The sequence below is a fragment of the Bythopirellula goksoeyrii genome (assembly GCF_008065115.1).
In the GTDB taxonomy this organism is placed as follows: Bacteria; Planctomycetota; Planctomycetia; order Pirellulales; family Lacipirellulaceae; genus Bythopirellula; species Bythopirellula goksoeyrii.
Genome location: NZ_CP042913.1, coordinates 3925704 through 3944755, shown reverse-complemented (window position 1 = coordinate 3944755; position 19052 = coordinate 3925704). Strand labels below are relative to the sequence as shown.

The following is a 19052-nucleotide window of genomic DNA, read 5'->3' as shown; positions in this document are numbered from 1 at the left end:
TATGTAGGCTTTGGCGAAGCGGCACATATGCCACATCTTAGTTTGATAGTGCAATTCTATTCTCCAGGCAGCCTCGCCTCTCAGTTAGAGAAAAATGCTTTATTCACAGCTGCCAGTTAACGGTTCGTTGATTCTTCGAGACGAGCAATGCGCCGATTGAGTTGCAAGACTTCTTCGCTCAAGCGATGTGTCTCCCAATGCAAGTGGTCGACAAGTGCCAAAGCACTCACAGGGTCACAAGTCAACTTCATACGTAATCTGCATACTTCCGCGTAACTCCGTAGTCTCTCAATCTGTGCATCGGTAATCAGCCTCTCATTCTTATTCCGCAATTCTTCCGCTGCTTTGAGGTCATAGTCTGCCAATTGTGACTGTAATTCTACGTGTCCTTTTATCGATTGGCTAAAGTCTGAGCCCTGCTCCGCGTGAGACAGATTCTGTTCAGCCAATCGAACTTGCATAATCAGTCGTGTGATGTCGTAATCTGTAACAGATTTTTTGACCATACGATTCTGTTCTCGAGCCTCTGCAAGCTCTGCCTTGGCAAGTCTTAGACAGGCGCGGGCGTAAGCAACCGAGAGATTGTCTTCTGGCATGTTTTCGGAAGGGGAGTTGTATGGTGCCGGGGAGACACGATCAACTGTCTCGTCACTTTGCTGTTGCGTTGACGCCGTTGAGCAAATAGCCAATACGATGATTGAAATTGAAAGTACAAACGTTTTGTGAGTGAACATGATTTTGTCCCTCCTTCTCTTAGGTGCCAGATTTCGAAGTACCACGTAGTCCCTCAATCTCAGCCTTATATGCTGTCAATGTGGACATCCATGCAACTCTGGCCAAGCGGCAGATACCGAAAACCCTAGGAAGTGTTAGTACCGGCCTTCGTGGCAGACAGAAGGCCCCACGCTAGCAGTCAAAACCTCAGGGGCACCATTTATAACATCCGCAAATGTGCTATCGATAATTCTTCATCGAGCGTCTGCTTTTCCTGCAAGATCGCGTCCAATTCACCATGGTCGACCCAGCACCCTAAGCATTGATCACAGCGATCAATCCTAACCGGCCGCAAGATTGTGTAAGTTATCTGTTGCAGTCGACCGTTGGGGCACCGTGGGCACCGCATATAACCTGCGACCGCGTCGGTGTTGTTGACTATCTCATCAACCTCCTCCCGAAGATGACTTTCGACATCGGCAAGTTTCAGCCCACAGACTGCCTCCAACTCATGAAAGTCGAGCCAGATTCCTGCACATTCTGGGCACTTCTTGAGTCGAATACCGTCGATCTTGGCTCTTGCTAGTCGCGAGCCGTCACGTGGACATTTCATCACACACCTCCTTTCCTTCATCGAATCGAAGAACAGATCAATGGTGTGGGTTCAAAATTATTGTACAACTAAACATCAAGGCGACTATTTGAGAACCGGTGCTACGAGTCCGACAGTCTTTCTTGTAAGTATCAATGGAAGAACCGTCAGCGCTTACAGCACGGGTCATCACGGAGCCAAGCTAATGGCTCGGGGCACTCGCCTAGTTGCCCAACGTTTTGCCCAATCACACTTTGGGCGACAGCCGAGTCGCCACTGCGACTGCCGCCCATGCCATTTGCTATCGCATCATGTTCCTCCGTTTCTCGGTTTTTCTACTATTAAAGAATTTGTTGATTTCGATGTGACATGGGTCCACGAATACAAGCGAACGCGAATCCTACCAGTAGCAGCAACACCGTCGCGGGCTCGGGCACTGCTGCTCGGCTTTCCGCCAGCAAATTGGGTGTGCCGTAGTTCGCTTGCCATTCGGCCAGGTTGCCGATGCTGGGATTGCGTTGCAACATAAGGAAATCCGCTCCGTCGACGTCGCCATCCAGATCGAAATCCCCGGGTAGCGCCTGTACCATCACATCCCGCAACTCCGTACCAAAACGCCACTCGTCCAATTCGGGGATGGGACCGAAGTCTTGTGTAACGACACTAAACCGTCCCATGGTCTGATCGAGGTCAAGTCCTGGGAACGACTGACTAGCAACCTCTGCGGACGAGCCGTCATAGATCGTCGCGGTCACCTTGTCGGGCCCTAACGTGGTGAAATCGTATTGCAGCAACGCAAAGTAGGTTTCGTCGACGTTCATTTGCGATTCGGGGAGTACAGTGCTTAGATGCGCGTCTGGTCCCCAGAAAAACGAGATGCCGCCGTCTACGAATCCGAGCCAAGTTCCGTCAATTCCAAAGATGGAGGTCTCTGCACCTTGCGAGCGTCCTAATCCGGCGAGGAGATCCCCACGCGTCGTTGGAGCATTCTTGCGTAGTAGCATGCTCATATAGTAGGTGCCGTCGCTGGGTGTGTAGTCGATTTCGCGACTCAGATTGCGTGTAGCAGAACTGTTCGACGTATAGCCGACCAAATGGCCATTAAACGTCTCACCAGGGGTCAATTCATGCGTTAATCCACCCGGGACCGGGACTAGGGCACCAGTGCAGCAATTCCCCCACGGACCCACGAAACCACTCGCTCCGACGGTGGGATTTTGGCTCAGAATTGAAGTAAACGAAACATAGTCGTTGCCCCCGGCGGAAGTAGCGAAGGATTCACTCGCAATCGGCGCGGCGTGGGATAACAACCCCAAAAATGTGTTGCATACGAACGTTGCCAAGAAAATAGATGCAGTTTTCATCTCTACTCTCCTTATTTGCCAAGGGTATACTGATCACTCACGCTTAGCGCTTCTCGCCAAACGCTGAGTCTTGCTTCCAGCACTCTGGTGGTTGTCGCTACCACCGAAGTGCCCCTATATAGTTACTCGTAAACCGTCCAAGTTTTCCGACATTTTTCGTTGAAAGCTACTAAAGCTTTTGTTCACAGCCGTTATTGATTCCACCGACATTAAGTGGGCAACTTGGATTCCGGGTGGGCGGAATCGCTCACTTCTCCCTTCAAGGTCTCTAACACTCCTGAACGGGGTCGCAGGATTCGAGCGGTACAAGAGTTGCGAAAGATGAATAAGTGGATAGCTTGGTTGTGACCCTATCGACCAAGGTGCAGGCCAAGAGTGCCTGCTGAACAATGAACAGCGGGTCCATCACGCACTGGATCGAGCGGGTCAAAACGGGGAGCGAAAGTGTCGCTGAGAAGGAGTTGTGGGACCGATACTTTTTACGCTTGGCCGCCTTGGCACGCCGGAAACTTGACGACTTGCCGCCGCAAGTTCGCGACGACGAGGACGTGGCGCTTAGCGCGCTGAACACTTTCTTTACACGTGCCAAGGACGACAACTTCCCCCAACTGCACGATCGCAGAGACCTCTGGCAGCTTCTCACCAAAATTACCGTCAGAAAAACCGCTGATCTGCGTCGCAATACGCGCGCACAAAAGCGAGGATTCGGTCAATTGCTGGACGATTCTCTGAACGATGAGTATTTCAAGAATCTAGCAGGGAATGAACCCACGCCGGACATGGTGGCCGCTATCAACGAAGAATGTCGCCGCTTGATGGCCACATTGGATCCATCACTGCAAACAGTGGCTCGGATGAAACTGGAGGGCTACACCAATCGCGAAATCGCAACATCGATTGGAAGAGTCGAACGCACGGTCGAGCGCAAGCTCGACTGCATCCGACAGATCTGGTCGAAAGGAGTCGCATTACAATGATTCCAAAGCGGACTGCGGACTCTAACGAAATCACTCAGACCCATCTGCTCCACACTCTTGACCAGATTTGTGATCGTTTCGAGGAGGCATGGTGTGATGGGCAGCACCCCCTCATCGAGGACTATATCGAGGGTCTGCAGGATCCACTTAGAACACGCCTACTCCAAGAGCTCGTCGCACTGGAGGTCTCCTATCGTCGCAAGAGTGGTCAGACACCTGATGCTTCTGAGTATGAATCAAGGTTTACCAGTGATACTGCAACCGTCCGCGAAGGTTTTGACGATTGCAGTTCGACCGCGCAGGTCGAGACAGATTCCCTCGATCGTACTGAGATACCCTCCCTCTACTTAGACATTCGTTGCCCCAGTTGCAATGCGCCGATGCAAGTGGCTGTTGACACGCCGCTTACCGAACTGATCTGCAATCGTTGCGGAAGTCATTTCAGCCTGGTAGATCAAAGTCATGCCACACAGAGAGCGCCTCCGCTCTCACAACTCGGGCGATTCGAACTTGTCGAGCGGCTGGGGGTCGGCAGCTTCGGAAGTGTGTGGAAGGCGCGGGACAAGGAGCTCGATCGCATGGTCGCCATTAAGATTCCACGTCAGGGGATGATGACCACCGAAGAGAAAGAAAGATTCTTTCACGAAGCCCGCGCCGCTGCCCAATTGCAGCATCCCAATATCGTGAGCGTCCATGAAGTTGGTAGCGAAGGTGAATCGATCTATATCGTTAGTGACTTTGTTCACGGCTTCACGCTCAGCGATTGGCTCACCGACCAAAAGCTGACCGGCCGAGAAGCAGCCGAGCTATGTGCGAAAGTTGCTGAAGCGGTGCACTATGCTCACGAGCAAGGTGTGATCCACCGCGACCTCAAGCCAGCGAACATCATGATCGACGGCGATAGGGAGCCACACCTTATGGACTTTGGCTTGGCACGCCGTGATATAGGAGAGATGACAGTCACGATTGACGGGCAGCTCCTCGGCACTCCCGCCTACATGTCACCCGAACAGGCCCAGGGCGAAGCACATCAGGCCGACCGCCGCAGTGACATTTACTCCCTTGGCGTGATCCTTTTCCAACTTCTCACGGGCGAGCTACCATTCCGCGGAAACACCCGCATGCTGATTCACCAGGTAATCTACGACGAGCCGCCCAGTCCGCGGAAGCTGAATGCGCACGTGTCCAAAGATTTAGAGACGATCACTCTCAAGTGCTTGGAGAAAGAACCTGCCAAACGGTACCAAACTGCTAAGGATGTCGCAGAAGAACTGCGGCGGTATCTGGACGGAAGACTAATTCAGGCAAAGCCACATGGAATCATCTCGAAGACCTGGAGATGGGCCCACAGGAAGCCCATGGCGGCGTCCGTCGTTGCCATGGTAGTTGGCTTGGCGATCGTCGGCCCGCTGGTCGCCCTGCGCCAGAGACAATTGGTACGTGCAGAACGAATTGCGACCGCACAGGTGGCCGCCGAGGCGGCAAAAGCGGAAGCAGTTAGCACTCTGCTCTTGGACGCGTTGCAGGCCGCGAACCCTGATGCCGCAAGGGGGAGTGACTACACGGTGCGTCAATTACTCGACAACATCTCAGCGAAAGTGGGACACCAGTTCACAGAACTACCCGAAGTAGAAGCAGCAATCCGTACAACAATGGGCAACGCCTACCGTCGACTAGATCTGTTCGATGATGCCGAGGCACATCTCACGAAGGCATTAAAACTGAGAAGACGCGTCTTCCCTCCAGATCACCCAGAGATTGCTAATAGCCTCTTCGCCAATGCCTGGCTTGCTTATGGAAGGGGTGACTGGAGTCGATGTGAGACGCTCTCGCGAGACGCTCTCGCGATACACAAGAAGCATCTCCTTCATAATGAAGAAACAATTGAAATACTCTCCCAATTGCATTTTGTACTTGTAACCCAAAGGAAGTTAAATGAGGCAGATCAGGTTGCTCGAGAACTGCAAACAATGGCACATCAGATGCCTAACGGACATCCGGAACTTGCCAATGTATTGCACCGTTCGACTTTTTACTTAATGGAGCAGGGTGACTTTGGGCGTGCAGAAGAAGATGGGCGCGAAGCTGTTCTATTGCATCGCAAATTCCATGGGAACTATCACCCGGAAACAGCATGGGGACTACTACATTTGAGTGCGGTACTCCGCGAAAAAGGGAAACTCGACGAAGCTGAAGCGTGCAGCCGTGAAGCCCTTTCCATTTTCCGTACCTATCACGATGATTCACACTCTGGCAATCTCGCGGCCATATCTTCCTTAATAGCTGTCTTACGGGCGAAAGGGGATCAAGCGGAGTTGGCCAACCTACGTCTTGAAAGAGTATCGCGCGCGGAGAAAGCTTTGGCAAACGCCGAGTCAGAGGTCGAGGCACTGCGACTGAGAAAAGCTGATGCGCTCAATGTCGCTGCCTGGGAAATGGTGAGCGCGAAGCCGGTCGATCCGTGGGTTCCTGATCAAGCGGTAGCCTGGGCAACTGAGGCAGTTGCTCTTGCTGAAGAGGTCGATAGCGATTCACTTCCTGCATATTTAGATACATTGGCGCTCGCGCAACACTTGACCAGAGCCACCCACGATGCAATAAAGACACAGAAGCGGGCCATATCCCTGCTCCGTGGTGATCCCACTCTGCAAGTGTGCCTGATCTACGTGCATTTGATGCAGTTTTACCATGCCTCAGGAAATGACGAGGAGGCGGTGACCTTAGCACGTGACTTCAGAGACAAGGTGATCGCGGCATACCCGAATGACTCAAGCTTAGCTGCAGCTATTCTGGCAAAATCTGCGCACGACGCGATCGCTGAACGCCTCGCAGCGCCAGCTGAAATTCTAGCCCATAAATCCTTTCAATTGCGACGCGATCTGTTCACAGATGATCATAAAGATGTCTGGTTCCGCTATAACGCCGCCAGCATGCTTGGCGAGGCGTTGGCGCTCCAAGGCAAGTTCGCAGAGGCAGAACCGCTGCTCGTGGAGTCAGCCGTATGGATGACCACCGACTCACGAATGCCGACGCCAGAAGAGACCGGCGGGGAAGATCGTGCACAAGAAGCCGTCAAACGCGTCGTACAGTTCTACCAAGCATGGCACGAAGTTGAACCCGATGCCGGGCATAAAGTAGATGTTGAACGCTGGATGAACACGGAAGGAGTCCTCATGAAGACGGCCGAAGCGGCAACACCGACGAGTAACTAGCTTGAGCGCCCGACTTCAAGACGCACGTCAACAATGCTGAACTCGCAGACAACAGTTAACGGCTTTGGACATAACGACCGAGAGATCTGCACCTCTAGCGCTACGCATTGTCCATCTCACGCAAATGATGCCACCGGACTCCCGTAATAGAGAAGTGCCTGCGACTTGGTTCGTGCGAAGTCGTGCTAAATTATTAAGGCTGCAGGATTTGCAACGCTTGCGAGTAAGAGGGTGCTGGCTAATGGCCAGAAGCAAGAAACTGCAATTCCCCTAGTCGGCGGTCGATTCACTGGCCACAGTTCACTCCCACAAAACTGACAGCGGTTGCATTGATCGCTGCTGCCATCTGGGCGATGATCTGGGCACCTTCAATTCTAGTTGGTGCGCTCACAGGGAATCTTATTGGTCGCGCTGTGAGAAACATGGTGCAGAAATGTCCTCACCCACCAGGGCGTGCATCGGACGAGCAGGGGCTGCCCAGACAACTGTGCGCATGATTTAGGACGTTATCGTGCGGGATACTGGCGGTTGTTTGCAAATTGCGATTCGACATGTGGGCGCAACGCTAAGTTGTGTCATCCACGGCGTAGCAGATCGACGCGGGCTCTCCCGAGAGCTTTGCCTGAGAAGAAAGCTCCGAAAAACAGTCGTCATTTGCCGTTATTTACCGTTGCCTCAATAACGACGGCCTATTCGAGCAAAGATCTGCAGTATCGCCAGAAACAACCCGGCTGGGACTCCCACATATAATCCGCCGATGCCTAAGCTGAAGCCGAAGAGCAAACCTGCGTCCGGCCCACCGTCACGGCAGACAGCAATCGAATAAATGAACGATCCCCATGTGGGACCCAGACAGAACGCGACCAGGGCACCCGCTGGCTCATCCATCCGATACCACGCCCAGGCCGTAACAGCCACGGCAATTGCGCCGAACGCTACGATAACCGCGATTACTTCCGCCATACCTGCACCTCGACAATGCCTCAACGGATACCAATATAGCTCAGCTTATTCGGAGCAAACATGGTTTATGTCTCTGTCTTTCGGTGTGTTCACCCATCGTTGCCGGTCAAAAGCAAAGCAGCTGTTGCCGAAACTTGAGCGGGTTCGGCTGGAACCGAGATTCTTGATGATCACAAGATCTGGCTACAGTCCCAGATCGAAAAGTCGCTCGAGCAATGCGAGGAACAGGCAACTAACCACAAGTAATAGTACGTGCAAGTACGGCAGGCAGGTGAGGAGCAGCAGCTGCTTCCGATTTGCCTTGGTGTGGCGAAGATAGCGGTACCAAGCCACCACAAAGCACAACGGCCAGCCGAAGATCGTCGCGGCCGAATTTAAATTGATAAAGCCAAGCGAAAACGAATACTGCCAGCCCTCTCGTGCTTCGCCTTCGGGGAAAGCATTGAACAGACCAGCATTTGCGAAAAACGACGACCATCCACGCGCATAACCACCCAACTGCGGCAATCAATTGCAGCAAACCTGCCAGCCAAGGAACCCAGTCGTCCACTGCACGGGTCCGAGGTATTTCTTCATCGGGAGACTGGGGCATTTATTTTATTTAGCTAAGGGCGATACAAGTGATGATCTGCGTGACAGTGATCAAGATCAGTCATGGTGGTTTTGTTATTGCTGATCCAATTGATCACTCCAGTTTTCCACGCGAATCACGACGGTGCGATCTGAAGTCACTTCGAGTTTACGGTTCGCAAGTTCCTCCTTGTTCTGGTCTTTTTCAACCGTCTCCCAACTACCGCGCGTCACCTTGTACTCGATGCGGCTGCCCTGAGCGAGGCGCACTTGCGACTCGTACACGCCCGACGCCTGCCGCTGGAGTCGTAGGCCCTTGGGGTTCCAGTTCCCCAAGGCCGGGTCGTTTCCGGTGATATAGATCACGTCGTCTGCCGGCGTCGATTCAGGCGCATGCACTCGAAACGTTGCCAAGTAGGTAGTCGGGCGTTGGGATGGGGCGATTGCCTTGTGCGGCCGGATGTAGGCGTCGAGCAGTCGGCTGTACTCCGGATGGAGCTGCCTGAGCCGCTCAAACTCTTGCTGCCCTTCTTTGCCAAACCTGGATGAAAGAACAAGGAGCAGGCCACCGCGAGCATGATCGGACGGAGCCTGCTCGATTGCGGCCTTCAGCGCCGGAATCGCCGGCGGGCCCACGCGCTGGATCAAACCTGCCAAATCAGGAACCATCCCGGTATCTCGTTCATTGGCAAGCCCGCCGAGCAGCACTGGCAAGAACGGCAGGAGCTCTTTCTGCGATGTCTGGGACAGCGCCTTTGCCGCCTGCCTCCGCAGCGTCCCCGGCGCTTCGTTGTCAGCCAGCAGTCTTACCGACCAAGCAGTACTTGCCTTTTGTGGCATCGGAGGACTGGGGGGACGATTGGGGCCAGTCCGCGGCGGCTGTGGCGGAACGAAGTGCCCCGCGCGCTGCAGTGCCTCTTTGATTGCCGTCTGATACATCCGCGACGCTTGCGCATCCCAGGTTCCCGCGAAAGCGGCCCACCACAGCGATTCGACTTCACGATCTTCTTTACCGTGTAACTCCTCTTTCAACGCTGAACGGCCTTCGTCACCCATTCCCCACAATGTGGCGGCCAATCGCTCGCGTGTGGGATCGTTGGTGGTAGCTCGCAGCGCGTCACGCACCGGCGGCACTGCCTCTGGTCCGATCTTATGAATCGCGCGGGCTGTCCTCCGGCTCAGGTTCGGGTCGGCGGCTTTGACCGCCTGGAGCATACCGGAAATTGCCGGTAACGCGGCCGGACCCAACTGCTCAAGACGCTCGGCTGCCTGGACTCGATACTCGGCGGGTGCTTCGTTATCAGCAATTAACCGGCCCAACCAAGCTACATTCGGACGATCGCCAAAGTACCACGCATAGGGATTGGGAAAGAAATCCATCGTCTGGGAATCAGCAGCGGCCATCGCTGCCTTCAGTACCGGCAGGCCACGTGGGTGGGTGGGTATCAGAACCGCCACGGCCCGCGCGGCGCTTAAGCGTGCCGCAGGATTATCAGACAAGGTCAACTCGACCAGCCTTGCTGGCAGTTCCTGCTGTTCCCTTAGGATGAGCGCCACGGCGTCAGCCGCTTCGCTAGCCACACCGCCGGGCACACCTTGTACGAAGCTCACATCAGCAGCATCGGCTGCTGCAATGATGTCCAGCAGTGGTTGAATCGCAGCCTTCGCTTGCGAACCAAGTGATCCTAAGCCGGCCGCAGCCGCACGCCGCAGTGGTTGCTCGCTACTGTTGAGTGTGGCGAGAAGCACTGGCATCGCGTCCAAGCCAATCGCGCGAATCGCCGCCAGTGGTTCGTCGCGACGCGGCTGACCGAATATTTCATTCGGCATGTAAGAAGCACTCAACCGCCCCAGCCACTCTTCCAGGGACCGGCCTTGGTATCTGAGTTGTCCGTCGCGTCGCTCGACGCGGTCCACGACCGGTCCGCGCGCTCGGGCCTGCGCGGTGAACTGCTCGTACGCCTTGGGATCCAACTCTTTGAGCGTCCGTTCAGCCGCAGCGCGCACGTGGGGACTTTTGTCGTTGCCAGCCGACTCGACCAACACTGGTACTGCTTCCTGCCCCATGTTAACCGGGAGCAACCCAAGCATCGTCGCCGCCATTGTGCGTGCGTCAGTGGCCTCGGAGGTACGCAGCGCTTCGATAATCGCCGCACGGGCCTGGGAACTCCGATGGGCGATAAGACCCAAGGGATGGAGTAACCGTTGTTTGTCGTTGACCAGTGGATTCTTCAGCCCGTCGATGAGGATCGACGTCGCCGCCTCGCCCTGCGGACCTGTGAGCAAGGTCGTGATGGCGTCTTGTCTCATCCACATGCCTGAGCGCGGGGGATACACGTTTCGCAACATGTCCATCGTCGCACCGCCCGCATGCACCCGCCACAGATCCGCTTGCCGCGCGGACAATACTCGCACCATGTCCGTTGCCGCTTCACGCGCTTGCGCCGCCAAGCGGTCCGCAGCGAGGACATCGTCCGTCTTCCAGACGGCCAGGCGAGTTCCGCCCAGCAGCCTGCCGTCGGGCGATCGTTCGGGACTGTCTTGGGCGACCGCTAGCGACGTTCCATCCGGCGAAAACGCAAAGGGTCCTCCGGCCAGCAGTGTGCCGACCACTTGCCGTGACGGTACGTCGTAAATTACGAAGACCCCGCTACGAACGCAGGTCGCTAACAACCGACCATCAATTGAGAAACCGACGTGGCGCAGATCTTGTCCTGCAAACGACATTTCATCGACAAAACGCAAGTCGCCCGCTTCGGTCGGCTCGATCCGCCACAGTTTTGAACCGCCCATGCTGTCCGCCACGACGTATTTTCCTTGTCGATCAACAACTAGCGGACGAGACAACTTGGTGCGCACTACGGCTAACTCCCGACCTTCGGCCAAGCGCCACGGAACTTCAGGGCTATCATTTTTGTCCGTAACAAGCATCGTGCCGTTGGGTAGGAACGCTACATGACCGTTGTGTCCAATCTCGAACTCGCCAACCAAGTCGCGCTGCGCCACGTCCCACAGCCGCAGGTGGCTTGGTTGTCCGCGAAACCGGTTGTCGGTGGCCGCGAGCCATTTGCCATCCGGTGAGAAGGCGATTGAAATGACTTCGTCGCGAGATTCTTGATCGGTGTCGCCATAGCCAGCCAGTGTCGCCAACTCCTTGCCATCGGCTGGATCCCACAGTTTGAGCCCTAACGCGGCCGCTACGGCCAGCACCTTGCCGTCCGGGGAATAAGCCAAACCTCGGACCGGGTTCGGCATTCTCAAGTTGCGTGTGACCGCACCCGAGTGTCGCAGCGTTGCCTGCTGCTCGCCATTTTCCGCGTCGATGAGCAGCACGAGGCCGTCTGCCGGTCCGTCCCGTTCGCTTGTCAAGCCACCGACTGCGATTTGCTCGCCTGAAGGCGAGTAGGCCACGTCGAGCGGCTCGGCAATTGGTAGCTCGCCAGATACGACCGAAGCGCCTATTACGGGGCCGCTGAATATGACGAGATTCAAGGCAGCATTGACTAGGTATCGAGACCCCATGATCCTGGTTCCGCCTCCTTCGTGATGGTTCGGTCGGGGCGCTGAAGCGACCGCCTCTTACGGTGGGGCAAGCCCTCAGTCAGCACCCGCCCCAGCCTGTTGCGGCCCTGCTATTGCTCCGAAGCCACCTTAAGACGTTCCTCCATTCGCTTAACAAGCAGTCGGTCACAATCAGCCTGCGATGTTGGCCGAACGGCCTGGTAATCCTTGTGATGTGAATTTTGCATGTCGACAAGGACCCACTCTCCCTGGCGGTCGCACACAACGAAGTGCACAATACCCTGTTCCCAGTTCTGGGGGTTGAACACATAGTCGGCACACAGCACGTAGTCGGTTTCCGGCGGATGCTGTCGCACATAATCTCGAACCTCGCGGGCCAGATCCCACAGGACTTTTAACTCATTGGGATCCTTCTGGGACGCGGTGAACTTGACGACTTCTGCGGCGGGCTGGGCCTGACACAGTGCTGCGGTATTTAGTCCATTGGCCAAAGCCTGAGCGCTGGCGACATCTGTCGCACGGCCAAGCACGCGAGGAGTCACTACCTGCAATGTCCGATTCGGTCCGGCCTGGCGGAAATGCTCTTCCCGGCTTGGCATAGCATCCCGTTCTGCCTGCGGAGGCAGTCCGCTCCGCTCGTCCATTAGTCGTGCCATCTTACCCGGCTGGGCGGCTGCGGCGGTCTGTTCGTTGAGACCCAGTTGTGGCGCTAGGCGCTCGACGACCTCTGATGACAGAGTCATCAGGTCGCGATGAGCCTGAAGTTTCTTCAGCGCTTCATTCTCCGTCGTCAGAACTTCGCTCCATACCACCTCGCCTTGTTTGTCCACAAAGACACTCCGAATTCCCTGTAGCTCGCCCTGTGGTAGCTTGACGTTGTATTCGACGTACAAGGCGTAGTCCGTGGTGATAGGGTTTTGTTGGATGAACTTGCCAAGCTCCTGCGTCAACTGCTGTAATTCGCTGGCCTCGCCAGAATCAAAGGGTTTGCCTCCTAGTTCGATGTTCTTTAGTCCCTGTTTTTCCAACAGCAGGCCGATGAGTTCCGAGACCCTGTCCAGCGATCTGCCGGCGACACGGACTGGGAGAATGGTCAACGTTGCCTTGGGACTTTGAGACTTCATCTGCTCCAAACGCTGGTCTTGCTGTGCGGCAGTTCCTTGAGAGGGTGCCTCTTCCGCAACGACCGACACGGCAACTAAGCATATCTCGACGAGCACTCCACATGCTGCAATACATACTCTCGCTCGAAGCCGCTGTAACGTCTGCTTCTTAGTGATGGGGCGGTTCATTTGATTCCCCTTTCCCCGATTTGATTCATGACTGAGAGTCTGAACTGCGAACAAGCAAATAAGCTTGCCAACGCTACCGCCAGACTCGTTGGTTCAGGGACATACTCGACAACATAGGCGGTGACGATCAGTCGAGTGGCTTGCTCATCATTCCAGAAGGCAGATCGTTGTCCGGTTGAGCTTTCACTGGCGAAGAAGGCGATCCGATTCTCATCAATTTGTCCGAACAAATCATTGGGTTCGCCGGGATGCCAATTGGCGAATGCGAATGGTTCTCCAGTTATCCATTGCCACCCAGCGGTTGGATCTTGGGTTTCAGGTTCTTGGAAGGCACCTAGCCAGGCGCCAAAATAATTGCCGATTCCATCCGTCTGCCAATTCGAGGGCGAATCCGTCAGACTGAAGACAAACTCGTTTTCTTCTGAAGAAGTGACGGTCGCGAGGTATCCCCCCTGAGCCTGGGCGTTCAATTGGGCCTCAGGCCAATTAATAACGCGTTGAACCCCATTGAAGTAGGAATCTGTCGGCCCTTGAAAAACTTCATACCAATGCCCATTCCCTCCGTCGGCAATTTCCCAGCGCACGTGTTCGGCTCTCACTTCACCGTGCTGCACACCAGTCAAAACTGCGAAACAAAACAAGAGTCTTGTATCCATAGTTTAAATCTCCTTCATTTCATCGGTCGTGGCATCTCTGAAATAACTCGCGGAGCTGTCACCACCGATGTCTGCAATGTTCTGGGCTAACTCGCACGTGGTGGTTCGATCGATGCACCGTAGTGAACCGGCCAGTTTGCCCAGGTCAAACGCCGAAGCGGAATTTCATGCGTCTCAATTGAATCAAAACAACATAAGCCGAAAACGACAAGATGGTCGACGATGGTTCGGGAATGACAACGCCGTACCTTATGTCGTCGATTCCAACCGCGTCAGTGTTGTTGGGGTTCCCAGCTACATATGTGATACGGGTGATCGAGGCGCCATTATCAATGAAGCCAAAGAAAATGGTCCCGCCTGCGAAATTCCCGGGGGGCATCTCGATTGCTGCCTCTTCCCCGTTTGCATACCTGATGAGCATTTCTTGACCATCGATTTGCCACCCAGTGAAGTACGCGCCAACGGCATTAATCGGGTCTGAGAACTGAATAGTCGTCCCATTGTTTCGGAGAACATTCACTGGGCTTGTGGCGTAACAGTGGAGGTTCGCTGTGGCGCACACATCATCTGCGTCTCCTATGGTACCGCCAGATATGGTCACTCCCGCAGGTAACGCTGTCTCAAAGTCAAGCATTGCTAAGGCTCCGGTAGTAAGGTCGAATGCCGCTGCAGCAGCTGAAGAATTTGGCGACCCGACGAGCGAAGTACTTCCATTGTCGCTACCAGAGTAAACCACAGGAGCAGCGTGAACACCATCGGAAAAACTGCCGAGACCGAGAGCCGCCCCGACTACCGCCGCACTGATCGTCAACCATCGCATCGCACACCTCCTTTGATCGAGACTTCCGTCCTCGCAGGGTTGCTGGCATGAAGTTGAAAGAGTTCGGGCTTGGTTTGGCTTTGCAGCGGTCGATGTTTCAGCGGCATCAGCGGGTTTGCCGTGGCCAACAACTGGACGGTTTTTAATTTGTTGGACGGTTCGGCGAGAATGCTCTTTCGTGTCATTTCTAATCGCCATTCCAGTGCCCGCTAAAATAAGTCCAACCGACAAATAAAGCGGATATTTCGATGGAATAGCGACTCTTCCCTCCCAATGACCATTGGTTAAACTATCTCCGAAATGCGTTCCTCTGACGAGCACGATTTCCATTCGATAATAATGAAGCATAAACCACAGATCGCCGCGAGTTCCAGATGAGAAAAAATAGGTTAGGAACAGTAGAACATACCCGACGACCATCGTGATGACCCATTTGTTTTTCATCTTTTCACCCATGATGGCTTGCTTTGGTTTTCGCTCACGGATCGAGTGAAGGGGCAACTTGGATCGGAATGCGAACCAGATGACGTTCGTTCACAAAGAATTCGAAGAAATAGACTCCAGGCTCCAGTTCAGGGACTGTTCGCATTGCGTACCAGATATTATCCCGGATTGGAATCACATTCCTTTCATATCGCCCTTGTGAGCAGAGGATATTGAAGTACAACTCTGCGTCCTTAAGGCCGACTATAATCAGAGAGAAATGAACTGGATCACCCGCAGAAAAGCGAGTCGAGATACCAGTCAATTCTTCAGGAATAGGCATCCCATCTTTGTCGGTGTCCGTCCAGGTATGGTAAAAGTTCAAATGCAACAGCTCACTCACGGTGTCATTGTGAACGCCCACTGGAACGCCAGCAAGAACTATTGGCTTGGCAATTCCTTTGTCGAACACGAAGAGGTACTCCCCGTTTCTTTCCGTCTGCTCAACTTGTTTTTCGCAGGGGAAGAGACGCCGCGTGACGTCGACAGTGATGCTGACGTTTTCTCCAGGAGCGATCTCTGATCGAAGTTTCGACGAGAGCTTTTCGTCCATAAACATTCCCGCCTTCGGGTCAAAGTGACTCTTACTTTCTATTGCTCCTATCTCCGATTTGGGTGGTAGGCCAGTGTGTTCCGAAAAGAGGGAATTTCCTCTGATGTCGCATAAGAGTTTCTCATCCTTCCGTTCCAGGCTGACAAGTTCATAGGTGGCCTGACCGTGGGAATGGATATAGTCAACATTCAGTTCGCTGTTTAAAGTCCATGAATCGCCAATCTTCACGGGTTTCTCTGGTAACCCAGGCCAATCTCCTGGAGTGAACTGCATTGGCCCGACCACGGACTCTGCTGCCACTATTTGCTTGACGGCACCACGAGAAGTAACCTCAATTTCGAACTGCGAACTCCTCATTGCCCGGAATTCATAAAGCATCGAATACCTTTCGCTGTCGACTGATGTACCGACAGTGGCGTCGTCTGTTTGGCTGTCATAGTCGAAGGAGAACCATTCACTATGAAATTGAATGCGATCGAAAGTGACTGTGAGAGTAGCTGTTCCATCCGAGTCCACTGAGTTCACGGTCCACCGATAATCATAAATGCGTTTGGTTTGATACTCCTTGTTTTCATCGTCAACCACTGTTTCATTGACTTCCATTTCAACACGAATTACGTCATCAGGTACAAATATCCAACGTAAGGGTGTCTCGGCCTCACTTCGACTAGCTTGCTGGGTTGTCTGCTGATCGAAAACCTCTTTCCCGAATAGATATTGCGGGCAAATTAGAATCGTTACGAAAAAACTAGAGATCAGAAAACTACTGATGGTCACCTCCGAAAACCGAAGACTTCTATTGGAGATGATTTGCTCAGCCTTCTGTCCTGAGGACCTAAGAGTGATTCCAGGTCGTAACACTGCCGTGGGCATATACAGAGTAGCCGGTACTATATTTCGAATGCGACATCGCATGATACACCTCCCTTTCCTGGGACCAGTGTTCATGCCGACGGCGACCCTCGCCCCGCCGCGGGCGAGTCAACGGGAATGCCCTCCCCTGATAAGACACCCCCATTCTGTCACAGGGGCACAGTGCGATTACGCACGCTGTACGCCCCCGGCACAACGGACTGGCTCAAAAAACCAAGGGTAATCGGCCTCTCACGTACCATGTGAAGACCTAGGAGAATAAAAGGAGCAAACGACATGCCAACTCTCGGTGGATAGATCCCATTCTTGAATCTAACCTCCCACACCAACGGTAACTGCCTAAATGGATTTGGTCTGCACATCCTCCTTCAGTTCGGCGATGGGCCAACTGAAAGAGGTTGCATCAGTTGCGCCAAGCAAAGCTTGGGAAGGGGGAATGAGATGTAAAGTACAACTTTGAAACCTTTCATCGGAACCTTGCGGGTGAGAACCCCGTCCAGTAGAGCCTGACCCGCAACTGGAAGCGAGTTTTGCGTGGTGCCGGGTGACCGGCTCTGCGAAGCCGACCAAGCTCCGCTCGGTGCCCGCAGCGAGTCCGAAAGCCATGCTATTGAGCGTCGAAAGACCCAATCGTGGGAGCCTTTGCCTTTTGATGACCAAGGGCCACGCTGCTGCACTGTATGGTCTGGTGCAAGCAGTCCTGCCGGCGTCGGTTTGGAACATGTGCAAACGGATGATTGAGGTTCCCCAGGAACTTGGGAGATCCTGTTGCTTCCTCGGCAACATCCCGGATGGAGACACCGGGTTACCAACTCCAGGCCTTGGCGGCTTACTCGTCCGTCAAGGAGCGAAAGAGAACGAGTGCAACCGAGGTATCGCCAAGCGAAGGAAACGAAGTGCGGCGAGATGGGTAGCAGGAAGTCATAGCGTCTTGATAGTACCGTTGAAACTGGCGAACTTCACCCTGTTGGAGCCAGTGGAGGGAAGCGAGACGTCGAATCATGGAACCGTTTTTGAGAAACACGACGAATGCCTCGAAATTCGATAGACGTGTACACGAAACAGAGACGGATAGCAGCGTTGGCGAGACGGTCTTCAGAGATGGCCTTCACTTCGCTCGCCTATCTGATGGACATTGACTGGTTAAAGGATGCTTATCGATGCACGCGTAAGGACGGTGCTGCTGGTGTCGACGGAGTGACCGCGGAACAATATGAACAGGATTTGGAGGGCAACCTTCAAAGCCTGCTCGACCGCGCGAAGTCCGGCACCTATAAGGCTCCTCCTGTGCGACGAGTGCACATTCCGAAAGGCGGCTCCACCACGGAGACTCGTCCGCTCGGAATACCCACGCTGGAGGATAAAATCCTTCAGCGTGCGGTGGTCATGTTACTGGATCCGATCTATGAGCAGGACTTCTTGGACTGTTCCTACGGATTTCGACGTGGCCGCTCGGCACACGATGCATTGAGTTCCTTCCGTGACCAGACGATGCGCCATCGGCGGACGGGCGTGACAGTTTTGGAGGTCGATATCCGGAAGTTTTTCGATAATCTGGATCATCAACATCTCAGGCAGTTTCTCCGACAGAGGGTGCGTGATGGCGTGTTGCTGCGTCTGATCGACAAGTGGTTGAAAGCGGGCGTGATGGAAGATGGTAACGTCAGTTACCCGGACTCTGGATCGCCCCAGGGTGGTGTTGTTTCTCCCTTGATTTCGAACGTGTTCTTGCACTACGTGCTGGACCTCTGGTTCGAACAAGAAGTGAAGCCCCGCCTGCGTGGGAAGGCTTTCCTCATCCGCTATGCGGATGATTTCGTGATCGGCTTTTGCGATCCTCGCGATGCTGAACGCGTGCTGGAAGTCCTTCCGAAACGATTTGGTAAGTATGGGCTGACTGTCCACCCGACCAAGACGAAACTTATATCGTTCCGTCCCCCGTCTTCACGGACGAAGGACGACGATCGTCCTGGCACGTTTGACCTGCTTGGATTCACCCACTACTGGGCGAAATCCCTGAAGGGCTATTGGGTGGTCAAGCTCAAGACTGCCACGGATCGTTTCACCCGCGCTGTTCGTCGCATCGATCAATGGTGCCACGACAATCGACACTTGTCGCTTGCAGAGCAGCAGCAAAAGCTCAACCAGAAGCTACGTGGACACTATGCGTATTACGGAGTTACAGGGAACTCGGAAGCAATGAACCGGTTTCGCCAAGAAGTCGAGAACCGATGGCGTAAGTGGCTTAACCGCCGCAACAACATCCGCTCGATGCACTGGCAGAAATTCTGCGCATTGCTCCGTCGTTACCCGCTTGCTCCGGCGCGCGCCGTTCGCTCGCAGCTTCGTCACGCAGTGAAACCATGATTTGAGGAACCGTATGCTCTAATGCGGGCACGTACGGGTCTGTGGGAGCCCTGGGTGAGTAATCACCCAGGGCCACCTGGTCCGCGTTGAATTG

At 54.3% G+C, this 19052-nt stretch carries 15 protein-coding genes; 4 read left to right on the top strand and 11 right to left on the bottom strand.

Annotated elements, in window-relative coordinates; genetic code table 11:
* Positions 1-116: 116 nt before the first annotated feature.
* The 3 genes from Pr1d_RS15645 to Pr1d_RS15635 form a co-directional block, all read right to left on the bottom strand.
* Entirely contained in the window at positions 117-734 is a 618-nt protein-coding gene (locus tag Pr1d_RS15645; protein ID WP_148074401.1) for a hypothetical protein, read from the bottom strand.
* Positions 735-934: 200 nt separating this feature from the next.
* Positions 935-1327, bottom strand: coding sequence for a TFIIB-type zinc ribbon-containing protein (locus tag Pr1d_RS15640; RefSeq protein WP_168205502.1), 393 nt, complete (start codon positions 1325-1327; stop codon positions 935-937).
* 320 nt (positions 1328-1647) lie between these two features.
* A complete protein-coding gene (locus tag Pr1d_RS15635; RefSeq protein WP_148074399.1) occupies positions 1648-2670 on the bottom strand; it encodes a PEP-CTERM sorting domain-containing protein in 1023 nt (340 codons plus the stop codon).
* Between the two features lie 389 nt (positions 2671-3059).
* On the opposite strand from Pr1d_RS15635, the gene Pr1d_RS15630 reads away from it, so the two are divergent.
* Together Pr1d_RS15630 and Pr1d_RS15625 are read left to right on the top strand one after the other, a co-directional pair.
* Positions 3060-3647, top strand: coding sequence for an ECF-type sigma factor (locus Pr1d_RS15630; protein WP_148074398.1), 588 nt, complete (start codon positions 3060-3062; stop codon positions 3645-3647).
* Positions 3644-6859 (top strand): serine/threonine-protein kinase, encoded by a 3216-nt coding sequence (locus Pr1d_RS15625; RefSeq protein WP_148074397.1) that lies wholly within the window; start codon positions 3644-3646, stop codon positions 6857-6859. The genes Pr1d_RS15630 and Pr1d_RS15625 overlap by 4 nt, the downstream gene beginning before the upstream one ends.
* 675 nt (positions 6860-7534) lie before the next feature.
* Here Pr1d_RS15625 and Pr1d_RS15620 read toward each other — a convergent pair.
* From Pr1d_RS15620 to Pr1d_RS15585, 8 genes are all read right to left on the bottom strand, one after another.
* Entirely contained in the window at positions 7535-7822 is a 288-nt protein-coding gene (locus tag Pr1d_RS15620; protein ID WP_148074396.1) for a hypothetical protein, read from the bottom strand.
* Positions 7823-8005: 183 nt separating this feature from the next.
* A complete protein-coding gene (locus Pr1d_RS15615) occupies positions 8006-8329 on the bottom strand; it encodes a hypothetical protein (RefSeq protein ID WP_148074395.1) in 324 nt (107 codons plus the stop codon).
* 159 nt (positions 8330-8488) lie between these two features.
* Positions 8489-11914, bottom strand: coding sequence for a HEAT repeat domain-containing protein (locus Pr1d_RS26085; protein ID WP_148074394.1), 3426 nt, complete (start codon positions 11912-11914; stop codon positions 8489-8491).
* A gap of 110 nt (positions 11915-12024) precedes the next feature.
* Positions 12025-13206 carry a hypothetical protein gene (locus Pr1d_RS15605; RefSeq protein WP_148074393.1) on the bottom strand — a complete coding sequence of 394 codons (1182 nt, stop codon included), beginning with the start codon at positions 13204-13206 and terminating at the stop codon, positions 12025-12027.
* The gene (locus Pr1d_RS15600) at positions 13203-13862 is read right to left on the bottom strand and encodes a lectin-like protein (RefSeq protein ID WP_148074392.1); all 660 of its coding nucleotides are present in this window, start codon (positions 13860-13862) and stop codon (positions 13203-13205) included. Before Pr1d_RS15600 ends, Pr1d_RS15605 begins: the two co-directional genes overlap by 4 nt.
* A 145-nt stretch (positions 13863-14007) precedes the next feature.
* Entirely contained in the window at positions 14008-14682 is a 675-nt protein-coding gene (locus Pr1d_RS15595) for a hypothetical protein (RefSeq protein WP_148074391.1), read from the bottom strand.
* Positions 14670-14867 carry a hypothetical protein gene (locus Pr1d_RS15590; protein WP_148074390.1) on the bottom strand — a complete coding sequence of 66 codons (198 nt, stop codon included), beginning with the start codon at positions 14865-14867 and terminating at the stop codon, positions 14670-14672. The genes Pr1d_RS15595 and Pr1d_RS15590 overlap by 13 nt, the downstream gene beginning before the upstream one ends.
* Positions 14868-15160: 293 nt before the next feature.
* On the bottom strand, positions 15161-16633 hold the full coding sequence (locus Pr1d_RS15585; RefSeq protein ID WP_148074389.1) for a hypothetical protein: 1473 nt from the start codon (positions 16631-16633) through the stop codon (positions 15161-15163).
* A 610-nt stretch (positions 16634-17243) separates the two neighbouring features.
* Between Pr1d_RS15585 and Pr1d_RS15580 the strand changes: the two genes are divergently transcribed.
* Entirely contained in the window at positions 17244-17639 is a 396-nt protein-coding gene (locus Pr1d_RS15580; protein WP_148074388.1) for a hypothetical protein, read from the top strand.
* Between the two features lie 53 nt (positions 17640-17692).
* On the top strand, positions 17693-18958 hold the full coding sequence (gene ltrA, locus Pr1d_RS15575) for a group II intron reverse transcriptase/maturase (RefSeq protein WP_148074387.1): 1266 nt from the start codon (positions 17693-17695) through the stop codon (positions 18956-18958).
* Positions 18959-19052 lie beyond the last annotated feature (94 nt).

Bases quoted from the DNA above. Each gene is read 5' to 3' on its own strand.
- Pr1d_RS15605 (WP_148074393.1), bottom strand. From the start codon at position 13,206: ATGAACCGCCCCATCACTAAGAAGCAGACGTTACAGCGGCTTCGAGCG.
- Pr1d_RS15645 (WP_148074401.1), bottom strand. From the start codon at position 734: ATGTTCACTCACAAAACGTTTGTACTTTCAATTTCAATCATCGTATTG.
- Pr1d_RS15585 (WP_148074389.1), bottom strand. From the start codon at position 16,633: ATGCGATGTCGCATTCGAAATATAGTACCGGCTACTCTGTATATGCCC.
- ltrA (WP_148074387.1), top strand. From the start codon at position 17,693: ATGGCCTTCACTTCGCTCGCCTATCTGATGGACATTGACTGGTTAAAG.
- Pr1d_RS15580 (WP_148074388.1), top strand. From the start codon at position 17,244: ATGACCAAGGGCCACGCTGCTGCACTGTATGGTCTGGTGCAAGCAGTC.
- Pr1d_RS15625 (WP_148074397.1), top strand. From the start codon at position 3,644: ATGATTCCAAAGCGGACTGCGGACTCTAACGAAATCACTCAGACCCAT.
- Pr1d_RS26085 (WP_148074394.1), bottom strand. From the start codon at position 11,914: ATGGGGTCTCGATACCTAGTCAATGCTGCCTTGAATCTCGTCATATTC.
- Pr1d_RS15635 (WP_148074399.1), bottom strand. From the start codon at position 2,670: ATGAAAACTGCATCTATTTTCTTGGCAACGTTCGTATGCAACACATTT.
- Pr1d_RS15640 (WP_168205502.1), bottom strand. From the start codon at position 1,327: ATGAAATGTCCACGTGACGGCTCGCGACTAGCAAGAGCCAAGATCGAC.
- Pr1d_RS15620 (WP_148074396.1), bottom strand. From the start codon at position 7,822: ATGGCGGAAGTAATCGCGGTTATCGTAGCGTTCGGCGCAATTGCCGTG.
- Pr1d_RS15600 (WP_148074392.1), bottom strand. From the start codon at position 13,862: ATGGATACAAGACTCTTGTTTTGTTTCGCAGTTTTGACTGGTGTGCAG.
- Pr1d_RS15590 (WP_148074390.1), bottom strand. From the start codon at position 14,867: ATGACACGAAAGAGCATTCTCGCCGAACCGTCCAACAAATTAAAAACC.
- Pr1d_RS15630 (WP_148074398.1), top strand. From the start codon at position 3,060: ATGAACAGCGGGTCCATCACGCACTGGATCGAGCGGGTCAAAACGGGG.
- Pr1d_RS15595 (WP_148074391.1), bottom strand. From the start codon at position 14,682: ATGCGATGGTTGACGATCAGTGCGGCGGTAGTCGGGGCGGCTCTCGGT.